Origin of the sequence: Pseudomonas sp. HMSC08G10 (genome assembly GCF_001808425.1) — a bacterium.
Classification (GTDB): domain Bacteria; phylum Pseudomonadota; class Gammaproteobacteria; order Pseudomonadales; family Pseudomonadaceae; genus Aquipseudomonas; species Aquipseudomonas guariconensis.
Map to the genome: position 1 here is coordinate 213,494 of NZ_KV793331.1, position 13,926 is coordinate 227,419.

The following is a 13,926-nucleotide window of genomic DNA, read 5'->3' on the forward strand; positions in this document are numbered from 1 at the left end:
GATCGCCATTCCAAAACGGAATTCGAACCATGGAATTCAAGCAGCTTCGCAGCTTCATCGAAGTCGTGCACCGCGGGGGCTTCACCCAGGCGGCGCAGACCCTGCACATCAGTCAGTCCGCCGTGAGCAAACAAGTCGCGCAACTCGAGCAGGCCCTAGGTCAGCCCTTGCTGGAGCGCCAAGGCTCGCAATTGCACCTGACCGCCGCCGGGCGCATCGTCCTGGCACGCGGCGAGGCATTGCTGCGCCAGCACCAGGAGCTGCACAACGAGCTGGACGATCTCAGCCAGATGGCCCGCGGCGAACTGCGCCTGGGTTTGCCGCTGCTGGGCAGCGATGCGCTGTTCGCCGGTTTGTTCGCCGAATACCGGCGGCGTCACCCGAACATTTCGATCCAGCTGATCGAAGGCGGCAGCCGCACGGTGGAACAGGCCGTCAGCAGTGGCGAACTGGAGCTGGGCGGTTGCATCACGCCCACGGACCCGGCGTTCGAGTACCAGCCATTCTGCGATGAGCCGCTCGATGCGCTGTTGCCCCAGGCGCATGTCTTGGCGAAGGAGCCCCAGATCGAGTTGCTGCAGTTGGCGGACACACCGTTTCTGCTGTATCAGCGCAGTTTCGTGCTCAATGACCGACTGCTCGGTGCCTGCCAGCAACTAGGCTTCACGCCCAAGGAAGGGGGACGCAGCGGGCAAGCGGACTTTCTGGCCGCGCTGGTGGCGGCCGGGCAAGGGGTGGTGCTGCTGCCGCGGGTCGTGGCGCGGGCGCTGGAGCGCCCGGGCGTGGTGCGGGTGCCATTGAACCCACCGGATCTGCGCTGGGACATCGCATTCATCTGGCGCCGTGGGGCCTACCTGTCGAAAGCAGCACAGGCGTGGTTGCAGTTGGTGCGCGAACGGCCTGCGTCGGGCCTGTAGCCGCGGCGACGTCCTGTTCGCGGGGTAAACCCGCGCCCACAAGGATAGCGTTGAGCTTGTAGGGGTCCACCCGCGAACGGGCCGTGCCTGTATCAAGCCTTGAGCGCCGCCGCCAGCTCAGCCAGCCACGGCTCGGCATCAGCCTCGGGGGTCACGGTCTCGCTGGCATCCAAGCGCAGCATCGGCAGTACTTCCCGCACGCCCAGTTCGGCAAACAGCTCGCGCATCTGCTCGCCACCACCGCAGTAGGTATCGCCATAGCTGGAATCGCCCAAGCCGATCACCGCGCCGGGCAATCCTCGCCAGGCAGCCGGCAGGGTGTCGCGGATCGTGCTGTACAGCGGCATCAGGTTGTCCGGCAGCTCGCCCATGCCAGTGGTGGAGGTCACGGCCAACAAGGCATCCGGGGCAAAGCCCTGCAGGTCCTGGAGGTTGGCACGGGCGGCATGCCAGGCGTCGAAACCGGCGGCTTTGAGCAAAGACTCGGCGTGACGGGCGACTTCTTCGGCGGTGCCATACACCGAGCCTGAAATAATGGCGACTTTCATCGGGCAGAGGATTCCGAAACTGAGTGAAAACGTAGGATACTAGCATTCACCCGTGGCAAAAGGCCGCACTCCCACCAAAGTCCCCCGCTTGCCCAAGGCTCGGACATGATCAACGCGCAACTGCTGCAATCGATGATCGATGCGTCGAACGACGGAATCGTGGTCGCCGAACAGGAAGGCGACGACACCATCCTGATCTACGTGAACGCAGCGTTCGAACGCCTGACTGGCTATGCCCGCAACGAGATTCTCTACCAGGACTGCCGCTTCTTGCAGGCCGATGATCGCGACCAACTCGGCCGCGCGCGGATCCGCAAGGCCCTGACCGAAGGCCGGCCGTGCCGGGAGGTGCTGCGCAACTACCGCAAAGATGGCAGCGCCTTCTGGAACGAACTCTCGATCACGCCGGTGCACAACCCGGCTGACCAGCGCACCTATTTCATCGGCATCCAAAAGGACGTCAGCCGTCAGGTGGAACTGGAGCGGGCACTGGCCCAAGCGCAGGCCCGGCTGCACGCGCTGGAATCCGACGAACGTAGCTGAACGAAGCGCTTTGCGCGCGGTCAATCCCCTTGAAGAAATCGCCACCTTCGAGCCCGATCATGCAAGCACATGCCCTCCTGACCCAGGACGAACTGGATTTTATCCAGGACATGCAGCATTCGCCCCAGTTCAATGTGTCCGACTCCATGTCGAGCCTGCTGGTCAATGGCGACCGCCATGTGCAGGAACTGCTCGCCCGCCTGGTGGCTAATGAACAAGTCACGCTTCAGGCCCAGTACAACAACCAGCAGATCAGCTTCCCGCTGCAGCTGGTCGAAGACGAGTTCCATGCCGTGCATCTGCAGGTGGGTTCGCCTGAAATCTTCGAAGAAGGCCCCACCCCGCGCCCTTGGCGTCTTTCGCTGGAGCAGCCGGCCCCGCTGCTGGATGCCCGTGGCAAGCAGAGCGGCCTGTGGATCCGGGACATTTCCTCCAAAGGCACCCTGGTGCAAGTGCAGGATCTACCCGAGGCGCCGGTGCGCTTCGCCCTGAACTTCGCCCCCGAGGGCATCGAACCCATCCGCCTCAAAGGCGTGCTGCGCCGGCGCATCGGCCCGGACCTGGCCGCCTACGACCTGTCCCGCAGCCCGGCCGACGACCTCGAGCGCCTGCGCGAGTACATCCTCCAGGCCCATCAGCAGATGCACGCCTAAGTATCCAACTGCCCGGCCAGGTACTGGCGCAAGCGCCTGCGCATCAGGCTGCCTTGCGCGCCAAGGCAGGCGACCGGGCTACCGCCCAGCTGTTCCTGGGCCAGCTCCGCCACCTCCCCCGCCAGCAACACCGGACACCCAACGCCGAGGGTCAGCCGCGCCAGGCGCTTGCCCAGCGCCTGAGTGGGGGGCTGATGGGAGAACATCACCAAGGCATCGGGCGCGAGGCGCTCGCACACCAGCGCCAGCTCCTCCATGGGCTGCCCGGTCGCCAGCACCGTGACGCCCACCTCGTCGCTGCCCAGCAACAGCCCCGCCACCAGCAACTCCAGCTCATGGCATTGGCCCGACAACGGCGCCAGCACCACGCGCTGGCTCCAGGGCCCGCGCGACAGCTGCAGTCTCAGCAGCACCTTGCCTCGCAAAAACTGGTCGAGGAACAACCACTCACTGACCCGGCCAAAACTGCCCTGCCCCGCTCGCAAGCCGCGCCAGACAGGCATGAAGACCTCATCGAACACCGCGTCCAGGGCGTGGCAGGCAAACACTTGGTCGAACAACCGTTCCAGTGCCAGGCCATCGAAACGCTGGGTCGCCTCCTGCACCTGGCCGCGCCAGCCGGCCAGCTCGTCGGCATTGCCAGCGCCTTGGCCATCCTGCGTCACGTCCTGATTGCGGGCCAGGATACTGCCCACCTTGCTCACCGCCACGCCACGCTCCAGCCAGCCGAGGATGCTGCGGATATCGTCGATATCGGCCTGGGAATAGAGACGATGGCCACTGTCGGTGCGGGTGGGCTGGATCAACCCGTAGCGGCGCTCCCAGGCGCGCAGGGTCACAGGGTTGACACCGGTCAGCCGGGCCACTTCGCGAATGGGGAACAGCTCTTGGTGTTCCAGGCCGGCCGAGGTGGCCACCTGATCATTGATGTGCACGGACAACGCCTCTTGTTTCAGATTCTGCATTCTACGCCGGGACACTCCGCCAGGTCAGTGCAACCATCCGCCGGCTGACACTGACCGGTCACGAATCCTGAGCGATAATCCGTGCCCGATTCTTGCAAGCCTGCTCGCATCGCCCACCACCCCGGGTGATGAAAGCCTAGGGGCCAGCTACCCGCCAGCCCCGTCGCCAGGAGATACACGATGTCTACCCCTCCCGTCACCCTGATGGTGTCGCGCCGCGCCGCCCATGGCCGTTACCAGGACCTGCTGGCCTGGCTCCATGAAGGCGAGCAGTTGGCCACCGACTTCCCCGGCTATTTGGGCTCGGGCATCCTCGCGCCACCGGCCGAGGGTGATGAGTTCCAGATCATCTTCCGCTTCACCAACGAATCCACCCTGCACGCGTGGGAGCATTCGGCCTCGCGCCGGGCCTGGCTGCAACGTGGCGACGGCCTGTTCGAACGCCCCAAAGAGAGGCGCGTCAGCGGCCTGGACGACTGGTTCGGCACCAATACAGTGCAAAAACCGCCACGCTGGAAGCAAGCAACCGCCATCTGGCTGGCATTCTTTCCGGTCTCGCTGCTGTTCAACGTGCTGTTCGGCCACTGGCTGGCGCCGCTGGATCTGCTGCCACGGGTACTGATCAGCACCCTGGCCCTGACGCCGGTGATGGTCTACCTGTTCATCCCGCTGTCCACCCGTCTGCTGGCCGGCTGGCTGAACCCAACAGTACCTGCCACCGGCCAGACGTCGCGCGGGCTGCGCAGCCGCTGAGGCACAGCCGCACAAGAGCGAAACAGTTCGGGTATGCTGGGGCATCAATGCAAGGACAGACAAGTTGACGCCCCGATCATGAACAGCCCAATCCTCGTCACCGGCGCCAGCCAGCGCGTCGGGCTGGCCCTGGCCCTTGAACTGGCACAGGCCGGCCATACGGTGATCAGCGCCAGCCGCAGCATTCACCCACAAACGCCCCACCCGAACATCGTGCAGGTTCGCGCCGACCTGTGCCAGGAGCCCGACCGGCAGGCGCTGATCGAGTACCTGCAAAGCCATTACGACGGCCTGCGAGCGATCATCCACAACGCCTCGCTGTGGCTGGACGATGGCCTGGACAACCTGCAGACCATGTTCCGCCTGCACGTCGAGGCGCCCTATCACCTCAACCTGGCCCTGGGCGATCTGCTGGGCAAGGTCGAGAAGGCCGACATCATCCACATCTGCGACGAAACCTCCTCTCGCGGCAGCAAGAGCCACATCGGCTACGCCGCGACCAAGGCCGCGCTGCAGAACATGGTGCTGTCGTTCGCCGAAAAATACGCGCCGAAGGTGCGCGTCAACGGTATCCTGCCGGGCCTGCTGATCCTCAAGGAAGGTGGCGACGACGCCTACCGCCAGCAGACCCTGAAAAAAGCCCTGCTGGAGTTCGAGCCCGGCGCCCGCCCGCTGATCGAGGCGGTGATGTTCCTGCTCGAAAGCCAGTACAGCACCGGCAGCCAGGTGGTCATCAACGGTGGCCGCCACCTGAAGAACCGCATGACCTGAGGGAAGCCCCATGACCCCGCAACAACAGCTCGAACTCGAGGCCGCCGCGTTCCGGCGCCTGGTCGAACACCTGCAAAAGCGCACCGACGTGCAGAACATCGACCTGATGAACCTCTCCGGCTTCTGCCGCAACTGCCTGTCCAAGTGGTACAAGGCCGCCGCCGACGAGCGCCAGATCGACGTCAGCCTGGACGATGCCCGGGAGAAGGTCTACGGCATGCCTTATGCCGATTGGAAAGCCCAGTACCAGAAAGAAGCCAGCGCCGACCAACAAGCGGCGTTCGAAAAAGGAAAGCCACGTGACTGATCTGTCCACCCTGCGTAACAGCCTCGCCAGCGGCGAGCATGCTTTCGCCGACACCCTGGCGTTCATCGCCGCGAACTACAGCTACCAGCCCCAGGCCTTCAGCAATGGTGGCGTCGAAAACGCCGCCGGCCAGAACGAAGGCTCGTGCAAGACCCTGGGTCTGGCCCTGCTCGAAGGCTTGAGCGACCAGGAAGCCCTGTTGGCATTCGGCGAGCACTACCGCAGCGTGCTGGCCACCCCCGAAGGCAGCGACCATGGCAACATCCGTGCACTGATCAAGCACGGGCTGGCCGGCGTCACCTTCGCCGAGCAGCCGCTCAAGCGTAACGCCTGATATCGCCGGGGCCGCTTTGCGGCCCAGGCCACCTCAGCTGATGATCCGTCCCGGTACCGCTTCAGGCAGCCTGCCCTGCTGCAACCAGGCCAGGGCAATCGGCCAGAGCGTCTCGCGGAAGCGGTCATGGAAGAACGCGAAATGCCCGATCTGCGCGACCGAGATATCTCCAGGCGCCAACCGCAGGTGCCGCCGCTCGGCGTGCTGCAGGTAGCCCAGTAACCGCTCGGTCGCCGCCACGGTCCCGAACGGGTCGTCCGTGAGGCTGATCGCCAAGGTCGCCGCCTGCACTTGGGCGAACGGCAACTGCGCCAGCGTTCGTCCACTGGGGCGGTGCTCGTAGCGCGGCGTGCGAGTGGTCCAGTCGTGCACCACACCCGCCGGCGTGTCCTCCATCCAGCCCAGGCGCTTGCCCGGGAAATACCCGCACAGTCGGGTCAGCAAGGGCATCACCACGTGCCATTTACCTACCAGCCGCCAGCGCTCGTTCGCCGCGTAGTCGCGCCAGTAAGCGAACTGCGCGCCGACCATCCCCCCCCGTCGCACCCGCCCGCCGGACGGCGCGAGCCCCACCGCGCAGCCGCCGAAACTGTGGGCCACCACATCCACCGGCTGGCCCGCGAAGCGCTCGGCGGCCAATTGCAGCATCGCCTCGAAGTCCAGCCGCCCCCAGTCGCTCCACGACGCCTTGAAGCCGCGCAACGAAGCCGGCCGCGACTCGCCGATGCCACGATAGTCGTAGGTCAGCACGTCGAAGCCCTGGGCGAACAGATAGTCGGCAAAGCGCGAGTAGTAGCGGCAGCGCACCGAGGTGGCGGCGTTGATGATCACCAGCGGGCGCTGGGGGTCGGGGGAAGCGTGGCGCCAGAGGAAGCCTCCGAGGCTGTAGCCGTCGGCGGTGGTATGGCGAAAGGCGGTGGCGGGCTGGGTCAGGCTGCTCATGACGCGCTCCCTGCAGTGGTGCGCCAACGCTAGCAAAAAAAGCGTCTTCAGCCATCCCCTAGCAGGAGCCGCTGCGCAGCCCGTCGCAGGCTACACCTGCTCCCACGGAGCCCGCGCAACACCTGGAAGGCGCTGCGCGTGTGGGCGCTGGCGAAGCCTGCGAGAGGGCTTGCAGGCTTCAGCGAGTATCGCCCCAACGATGGGGCGACAGGCTTACAGCTCGATGCAGTCGAACTTCACATCGGTGGCGACGTCTTCGTCGTAGTTGACGTCAGCGCGCTCGAAGCCGAACAGATTGAGGAACTGCTTCTTGTAACCGGCATAGTCGGTCAGCTGGAACAGGTTCTCGGTGGTCACTTGCGGCCACAGGGCCTTGCAGGCGTCCTGTACGTCGTCGCGCAGTTCCCAGTCGTCCAGACGCAGGCGGGCCTTCTCGTCCACCGGCATCGGTGCGCCGTCGGCGCGGTACATGCGGTCGCGGAACATGCGGTCCAGCTGGTCCTGGGTGCCTTCGTGAACGCCCTTCTCCTGCATGATCTTGAAGACCATCGACAGGTACAGCGGCATCACCGGAATAGCCGAGCTGGCCTGGGTGACCACCGACTTGAGCACTGCCACGTTGGCGCCGCCCTTGATTTCGCTGGCCAGCTTCTTGTCCAGACGCAGGGCGGTTTCGTCCAGGTCCTGCTTGGCCTGGCCCAGGGCGCCGTGCCAGTAGATCGGCCAAGTGATTTCAGTGCCGATGTAGCTGAAAGCCACGGTGCGTGCGCCTTCGGCCAGCACGTCGGCTTGGCTCAGGGCGTCGATCCACAATTGCCAGTCCTGGCCACCCATGACGGTGACGGTGTCGGCGATTTCCTGCTCGGTGGCCGGCTCGATGCTGGCCTCGATGATGGTGTCCTTGTTGGTGTCGATGGCGGTCGACTTGTACGGCTGGCCGATCGGCTTGAGCGCCGAGCGCACCAGTTCACCGGTCTGCGGCAGCTTGCGTACGGGCGAGGCCAGAGAGTAGACGACCAGGTCGACCTTGCCGCCCATTTCGTTCTTGATCAGCTCGATGACCTTGGCGCGGGCTTCGTCGGAGAAGGCATCGCCGTTGATCGACTTGCTGTACAGGCCGGCTTGCTTGGCGAACTTGTCGAAGGCAGCGGCGTTGTACCAACCCGCGGTACCGGCCTTGGTCTCGGTGCCCGGCTTTTCGAAGAACACGCCCAGGGTGTCGGCCTTGAAGCCGAAGGCTGCGGTGATGCGCGCCGCCAGGCCGTAGCCGCTGGATGCGCCGATGACCAAGACCTTCTTCGGACCATCCTCGCGCACGCCCAGCTTGCGGGTGGCTTCGATCTGGTCACGGACGTTGAGCTCGCAGCCCTTCGGGTGAGTCGTGGTGCAGATGAAACCGCGAACCTTAGGATGAATGATGGCCAATGTCTGTACCTCTTCAGGTTTGTGCCGAGGAAGCGCGCCGCAGGGGACGGTTCCGTTTGATCAGAGGGTGAGACTACCCCCGCAGGTTATCCGACACATATTACGGGGGTGATTGGCGCGATTCAAAAACAACCTGGCGCTCAGGCGTGCAGTCATCGCGGGTCGTGGGGCTGACGCCGACGCCCGGTGAGCATCGACAGGGGCAGGTTTTCCTTCAAGCGCAAGCTTTCGACCAGTGCCGCGAGCAGATGCACACAGACCAGCGCCAGCAGCGCGTTGGCCAGGAAGCTGTGCACGTCGTTGGGCCAATCGACGCCCCACAGGGCGTCTACCTCCTGGGACAGCCAGCCGGTCACTCCCAGCCCTACGACGCAGGCGAGCATCAGCACCATCACCAGTCCGCCGATTGGCGTATGACCCAGCCGATGGTAATGCTCACCCCGCCGCAAGGCCCGGGCATGCGCCGCAAGGCGCGTCGGGGTCGGCCAGAAGTCCGCCCAGCGCGCACTGCGCGGCCCGACGAAGCCCCACACCAGGCGCACGATCACCACACCGAGTGCGTAGTAGCCCAACCACTGGTGCCAGTCGTCACCTTCCTCGTTGAAGAACGAGTTGGCGAAGAACACGAACACCAGCGACCAGTGGCAGCACCTGAGCAAGGGGTCCCAGAGCCGCACGCTGGCCATCAGTCATGGATCTCGCTCTTGACCGCCTTGCCGCTCACCGGGTCGTGGTAGATCTCGACCTTGCGTCCGTCCTTGTCGAAGCCGTAGATCTCGTAGCAGTTGCCCTTGGTGATCTTGAACTTGTTGATGCGGTAGCCCTGCTCCTTGAGCTGGGCCTGGAACTGGTCGGCGTCCTGCCAGGTGCTGCGCTCGGCGGTGGTGCATTTGGGTTCGGCGAAGGCGCTGGCACTGGCGAGGACCAAGGCAGTGGCGATCAGGATATGGCGCATGACGGGAAGCTCCGTTTGTGATGGGAAGCCGCAGTGTGCGACGCGAAGCTGAAGCCAAGCTTAGTGCCAGCGGCCTACGGACGCCCTGAAACGACACCATTGATTTGAATTTCAGATCAATGCAAAAGAAAAACAAACTTAACAAATGAACCAAACCCGCCGATGCTGCCGGTAATACGCCGAGCCGGCGTCCACCCCTTGCACGGAGAACAACAAGATGAACGACGTGGTCATCGTCGCCGCCACCCGTACCGCCATCGGCAGCTTCCAGGGTGCCCTGGCCCATGTGCCCGCCGTGGACCTGGGCGCCGCCGTCATCAAGCGCCTGCTGGAGCAGACCCAACTGGACCCGGCCCAGGTCGACGAGGTGATCCTCGGCCAGGTGCTGACCGCCGGCGCCGGCCAGAACCCGGCGCGCCAGGCCGCGATCAAGGCCGGCCTGCCCTACAGCGTGCCCGCCCTGACCCTGAACAAGGTCTGCGGCTCGGGCCTCAAGGCCCTGCACCTGGCTGCCCAGGCCATCCGCTGCGGCGATGCCGAAGTGGTGATCGCCGGCGGCCAGGAGAACATGAGCCTTGCGCCCTACGTCCTGCCCTCGGCCCGAACCGGCCAGCGCATGGGCCACGGCCAACTGGTCGACACCATGATCACCGACGGCCTGTGGGATGCCTTCAACGACTACCACATGGGCATCACCGCCGAGAACCTGGTGGAAAAATACAGCCTCACCCGCGAGCAGCAGGACGCCTTTGCCGCCGAGTCCCAGCGCAAGGCGGTGGCCGCCATCGAGGCGGGCCGCTTCAAGGATGAGATCACCCCGATCGTCCTGCCGCAGAAAAAAGGCGAGCCGCTGGTGTTCGACACCGACGAGCAACCGCGCCCCGGCACCACCGCCGAATCCCTGGGCAAACTGCGCCCGGCCTTCAAGAAAGACGGCAGCGTCACCGCCGGCAACGCCTCCAGCCTCAACGACGGCGCCGCCGCCGTGCTGCTGATGAGCGCGAACAAGGCCAAGGCCCTGGGCCTGCCGGTGCTGGCGAAGATCAGCGCCTACGCCAGTGCAGGCGTGGACCCGGCGATCATGGGCATCGGCCCTGTCTCGGCCACCCAGCGCTGCCTGGACAAAGCCGGCTGGCAACTGGGTGAGCTGGACCTGATCGAGGCCAACGAAGCCTTCGCCGCCCAGGCCCTGGCCGTGGGCAAAGCGCTGGAATGGAACGCCGAGCGCGTCAATGTCAACGGCGGCGCCATCGCCCTGGGCCACCCCATCGGTGCTTCGGGCTGCCGCGTGCTGGTGACCCTGCTGCACGAAATGATCAAGCGTGACGCCAAGAAAGGCCTGGCGACGCTGTGCATCGGCGGCGGGCAAGGCGTGGCACTGGCGATCGAGCGCTGATCCATCGCCCTGGGGGCGCAGAGCGCCCCCTATGGCCTGGGCCTCACACCTTGCCCTTGGCCTGCTTCACATCGCCCGCCAGGCCACCCGAGGCCCCCGCGATGGTGGCGCCTGCACCCGGCAGCACCTGGGTCACGGTTTGCGTCACGGAGCTCTGCACGTGGCGGGTGTACTCGGCCACTTGAACGCCCGCGCGCATATGGGCCGAGACCGTCTGGGGCGTCAGTATCGTGCGGGTGAAGGTCGAGCTGACAGTGCGGAACAGATTGCCCAGCGCCGAGACGATGGACACGATAGTCAGCACCACGAACGGAATCGACAGCCACATGATGCTCATCTTGAACAGCGCCAGCTCCGTGCCCAGCCCCTGTAGGCGGCGGCAGTACTGCACGCACACGCACAGATAGATCATCGCCAAGACCGAGATGGCCAGCAGGTCACGCACATCGAACGCCACCCGTGCCGTCAGCAGCCCATAGATCAGCGCACTGACCAGCACGTCCGGCACCAGGACCTTGAGCCCCTCCACCGCCTTGGCGATGTTGTAGAGCACAAAGCCAATGAGCACGATCCAGCCCAACACCGGCACGAAGCTGAAAGCGATCACCAACAGCGACAGCAAGATGCCCTGCAGCATCCCGTGATAGAGCTTGTGGCGGATGAGGTAGAACACGAAGTAGCCAAACGAGAAGGCCGCAATCGCGAGCAATGAAGCCATCATCAGCTCACGATCGAGGAAAAAACTCGGGAAGCCGACGGCGATCATGAACGCCAGGCACAGGTATCCGCTCTTTTGCATCGAACAATCATCCATGGGGGGAGGCCGCGATCGGTGGGGTGCCTCCATCGCGGGCATGGATGCTACTAATGTGCCACTACCCTGTCGAGCGCGACTTCGTTCTCGTGCCAGCACAAAAAAACGCTACATCAATCACGATGTAGCGTCAGCTCAGGGCTCGAATCAGGCCAGTGCCGTACGACGCAACTCCCGCGCCGCGGCCACCATGTTGACCAGCGCCGCCTCGGTCTCCAGCCAGGCACGGGTCTTCAGGCCGCAGTCCGGGTTGACCCACAGGCGCTCAGCGGGGATACGCTGGGCCGCCTTGTTCAGCAGCCCGATGATGTCGTCCTTGCTCGGCACGCGCGGCGAGTGGATGTCGTACACGCCAGGGCCGATCTCGTTCGGGTAGTCGAAGCGCTCGAAGGCCTCCAGCAGCTCCATGTCCGAACGCGAGGTCTCGATGGTGATCACATCGGCGTCCATGGCCGCGATCGACTCGATCACATCGTTGAACTCGCTGTAGCACATGTGGGTGTGGATCTGCGTCTCGTCACGCACGCCCGAGGCGCACAGGCGGAAGGCTTCGGTGGCCCATTCCAGGTAGTGCGGCCAGGCGCCACGGCGCAGCGGCAGGCCTTCACGGAAGGCGGCTTCGTCGATCTGCACGATCTTGATGCCCGCCGCCTCCAAATCCACCACCTCGTCGCGGATCGCCAGCGCCAGCTGGCGGGCCTGGACTTCGCGGCTCACATCCTCCCGTGGGAAGGACCACATCAGCATGGTCACCGGGCCCGTCAGCATGCCCTTCATCACCTTGTCGGTCAGGCCCTGGGCGTACTGGATCCAGCCGACAGTCATGGCCTTCGGCCGGCTCAGGTCGCCGAAGATCACCGCCGGCTTCACGCAGCGCGAGCCATAGCTCTGCACCCAGCCAAAGCGGGTGAAAGCGTAGCCTTCGAGCTGCTCGGCGAAGTACTCGACCATGTCGTTGCGCTCGGCCTCGCCGTGCACCAGCACGTCCAGGCCGAGGTGTTCCTGGATCTGCACGGCATGGCGGATCTCGCTCTGCATGGCTTCGACATAATCGGCCTCAGTCAGCTTGCCCTGCTTGAACGCCTGGCGCGCCAGGCGGATCGCAGAGGTCTGTGGGAACGAGCCAATGGTCGTGGTGGGAAACGCCGGCAGATCGAGCCCCGCCCGCTGCTTGGCGATGCGCTGCGCGAAGGGCGACTGGCGCTGGCTGTCCTTGGGCTGGATCGCCGCCACGCGGGCCTGCACCGCCGGCTTGTGAATGCGCGGCGAGGTGGCGCGGCTGGCCTGCACGGCGCGGCTCTGGGCCAGCGCCGCGATCACCTCATCGGCCTCGGGCGTGTTGATCGCCTTGGCCAGCAGCGCCACTTCCTGGCACTTCTGCACAGCGAAGGCCAGCCAGCTCTTGAGCTCGGCATCGAGCTGATCTTCGCGGGCCAGGTCCACCGGGCTATGCAGCAGCGAGCACGACGGCGCCACCCACAGGCGATCGCCCAGGCGCTCGGCGGCGTAACGCAGCACGTCCAAGGCCTTGTCCAGGTCACAGCGCCACACATTGCGGCCGTTGACCACGCCCAGGGAGAGGATCTTGTAGGCCGGCAGGCGGTCGAGGATGGTCGGGAACTGCTCCGGCGCCCGCACCAGGTCGATGTGCAGGCCATCGACCGGCAGGTTAGCCGCCAGGCCCAGGTTGTCTTCCAGGCCGCCAAAGTAGGTGGCGACCAACTTTTTCAGCGGTGCGCGCTGCAGGATGTTGTAGACGCGCTCGTAGGCGTTCTTCCAATCCTGGGGCAGATCCAGCGCCAGGATCGGCTCGTCGATCTGCACCCACTCCACACCTTGGGCGGCCAGGCGGTTGAAGATCTGGTCGTACAGCGGCAGCAGGCGATCCACCAGCTCGAGCTTGTCGAAATCGGCGCCCTTGGTCTTGCCCAACCACAGGTAGGTCAGTGGGCCGATCACCACCGGCTTGACTGCGTGGCCCAGGGCCTTGGCCTCTTCCACTTCCTCGAACAACTGCTCCCAGCTCAGGGCGAACGCTTGGTCAGCGGTGAACTCCGGGACCAGATAGTGGTAGTTGGTGTCGAACCATTTGGTCATTTCCTGGGCGTGGCCACCGCCACAGCAGCTGTCGCTGACGCCTCGCGCCATGGCGAACAGGGTGTTCAGGGTTGGCTTGGCCCCCTCGTGGCCAGCAAAGCGGGCCGGAATCACGCCGAAAGTCAGCGAGTGGGTCAGCACCTGGTCGTACCAAGCGAAATCGCCGACCGGCAGCAGCTCGATCCCGGCGTCCTTCTGCACCTGCCAGTGGGCGGCCCGCAGCGCCTGGCCCACGGCGCGCAGGCCGGCTTCGTCCAGCTCGCCCTTCCAGAACGCCTCCTGGGCCTTCTTCAGTTCGCGGTCCCCACCGATACGCGGAAAGCCCAGGTTGTGCGCCAGTGCCATGTCTTATCCCTCAGAAATCTTGAAATTGAATGAGGGAATTTTCCCGGCTGAGGCATTGTGAGACAAACTCATTAAATTTGAGATCAACTCAAGATTTGCTCATGATCGTCGAACAGGTTCGAGCGCAACAAAGCACCCGCGAAAGGGCCAGCACAGCCACC

General features: G+C 64.8%; 16 protein-coding genes. 8 read left to right on the forward strand and 8 right to left on the reverse strand.

Annotated features, from left to right (window positions below; translation table 11 throughout):
* Positions 1–29 precede the first annotated feature (29 nt).
* Positions 30–917 carry a LysR family transcriptional regulator gene (locus HMPREF3173_RS20950; RefSeq protein WP_070576331.1) on the forward strand — a complete coding sequence of 296 codons (888 nt, stop codon included), beginning with the start codon at positions 30–32 and terminating at the stop codon, positions 915–917.
* Between the two features lie 92 nt (positions 918–1,009).
* On the opposite strand, the gene HMPREF3173_RS20955 is transcribed toward HMPREF3173_RS20950, so the two are convergent.
* On the reverse strand, positions 1,010–1,465 hold the full coding sequence (locus HMPREF3173_RS20955) for a flavodoxin (RefSeq protein ID WP_070576334.1): 456 nt from the start codon (positions 1,463–1,465) through the stop codon (positions 1,010–1,012).
* A 105-nt stretch (positions 1,466–1,570) separates the two neighbouring features.
* Here HMPREF3173_RS20955 and HMPREF3173_RS20960 point away from each other — a divergent pair, with 105 nt between their 5' ends.
* Positions 1,571–2,008 (forward strand): PAS domain S-box protein, encoded by a 438-nt coding sequence (locus HMPREF3173_RS20960; RefSeq protein ID WP_070576337.1) that lies wholly within the window; start codon positions 1,571–1,573, stop codon positions 2,006–2,008.
* A 59-nt stretch (positions 2,009–2,067) separates the two neighbouring features.
* Positions 2,068–2,661: a hypothetical protein gene (locus HMPREF3173_RS20965; protein ID WP_070576341.1), complete on the forward strand. Its 594-nt coding sequence runs from the start codon at positions 2,068–2,070 to the stop codon at positions 2,659–2,661.
* Here the strand turns inward: HMPREF3173_RS20965 and HMPREF3173_RS20970 are convergent.
* Complete coding sequence (locus HMPREF3173_RS20970) at positions 2,658–3,626, reverse strand: MerR family transcriptional regulator (protein ID WP_083300111.1); 969 nt, start codon at positions 3,624–3,626, stop codon at positions 2,658–2,660. The genes HMPREF3173_RS20965 and HMPREF3173_RS20970 overlap by 4 nt on opposite strands.
* 180 nt (positions 3,627–3,806) lie before the next feature.
* On the opposite strand from HMPREF3173_RS20970, the gene HMPREF3173_RS20975 reads away from it, so the two are divergent.
* The 4 genes from HMPREF3173_RS20975 to HMPREF3173_RS20990 all read left to right on the forward strand — a co-directional run bounded on the left by HMPREF3173_RS20975 (position 3,807) and on the right by HMPREF3173_RS20990 (position 5,791).
* A complete protein-coding gene (locus tag HMPREF3173_RS20975) occupies positions 3,807–4,379 on the forward strand; it encodes a putative antibiotic biosynthesis monooxygenase (RefSeq protein WP_070576344.1) in 573 nt (190 codons plus the stop codon).
* Positions 4,380–4,457: 78 nt separating this feature from the next.
* Positions 4,458–5,150 (forward strand): dihydromonapterin reductase, encoded by a 693-nt coding sequence (folM, locus tag HMPREF3173_RS20980; RefSeq protein WP_070576347.1) that lies wholly within the window; start codon positions 4,458–4,460, stop codon positions 5,148–5,150.
* 10 nt (positions 5,151–5,160) lie between these two features.
* Positions 5,161–5,457 (forward strand): DUF1244 domain-containing protein, encoded by a 297-nt coding sequence (locus HMPREF3173_RS20985; RefSeq protein ID WP_043209604.1) that lies wholly within the window; start codon positions 5,161–5,163, stop codon positions 5,455–5,457.
* Positions 5,450–5,791 carry a HopJ type III effector protein gene (locus HMPREF3173_RS20990; RefSeq protein ID WP_070576350.1) on the forward strand — a complete coding sequence of 114 codons (342 nt, stop codon included), beginning with the start codon at positions 5,450–5,452 and terminating at the stop codon, positions 5,789–5,791. The genes HMPREF3173_RS20985 and HMPREF3173_RS20990 overlap by 8 nt, the downstream gene beginning before the upstream one ends.
* Before the next feature lie 33 nt (positions 5,792–5,824).
* Here HMPREF3173_RS20990 and HMPREF3173_RS20995 read toward each other — a convergent pair whose 3' ends face one another.
* From HMPREF3173_RS20995 to HMPREF3173_RS21010, 4 genes are all read right to left on the reverse strand, one after another.
* Positions 5,825–6,733: an alpha/beta hydrolase family protein gene (locus HMPREF3173_RS20995; RefSeq protein WP_070576353.1), complete on the reverse strand. Its 909-nt coding sequence runs from the start codon at positions 6,731–6,733 to the stop codon at positions 5,825–5,827.
* 213 nt (positions 6,734–6,946) lie between these two features.
* Positions 6,947–8,158 carry an enoyl-ACP reductase FabV gene (gene fabV / locus HMPREF3173_RS21000; RefSeq protein WP_070576356.1) on the reverse strand — a complete coding sequence of 404 codons (1,212 nt, stop codon included), beginning with the start codon at positions 8,156–8,158 and terminating at the stop codon, positions 6,947–6,949.
* A 152-nt stretch (positions 8,159–8,310) separates the two neighbouring features.
* Positions 8,311–8,844 carry a cytochrome b/b6 domain-containing protein gene (locus HMPREF3173_RS21005; RefSeq protein WP_070576359.1) on the reverse strand — a complete coding sequence of 178 codons (534 nt, stop codon included), beginning with the start codon at positions 8,842–8,844 and terminating at the stop codon, positions 8,311–8,313.
* Positions 8,844–9,113 (reverse strand): PepSY domain-containing protein, encoded by a 270-nt coding sequence (locus tag HMPREF3173_RS21010; RefSeq protein WP_070576361.1) that lies wholly within the window; start codon positions 9,111–9,113, stop codon positions 8,844–8,846. The genes HMPREF3173_RS21005 and HMPREF3173_RS21010 overlap by 1 nt, the downstream gene beginning before the upstream one ends.
* Positions 9,114–9,330: 217 nt before the next feature.
* On the opposite strand from HMPREF3173_RS21010, the gene HMPREF3173_RS21015 reads away from it, so the two are divergent.
* Entirely contained in the window at positions 9,331–10,509 is a 1,179-nt protein-coding gene (locus HMPREF3173_RS21015; RefSeq protein WP_070576364.1) for an acetyl-CoA C-acetyltransferase, read from the forward strand.
* Between the two features lie 43 nt (positions 10,510–10,552).
* Here the strand turns inward: HMPREF3173_RS21015 and HMPREF3173_RS21020 are convergent, their stop codons facing one another.
* Together HMPREF3173_RS21020 and metE are read right to left on the reverse strand one after the other, a co-directional pair.
* Positions 10,553–11,308, reverse strand: a complete 756-nt coding sequence (locus HMPREF3173_RS21020; RefSeq protein WP_070576367.1) for a hypothetical protein — start codon at positions 11,306–11,308, stop codon at positions 10,553–10,555.
* 162 nt (positions 11,309–11,470) lie between these two features.
* On the reverse strand, positions 11,471–13,765 hold the full coding sequence (metE, locus tag HMPREF3173_RS21025; protein ID WP_070576368.1) for a 5-methyltetrahydropteroyltriglutamate--homocysteine S-methyltransferase: 2,295 nt from the start codon (positions 13,763–13,765) through the stop codon (positions 11,471–11,473).
* Positions 13,766–13,926 lie beyond the last annotated feature (161 nt).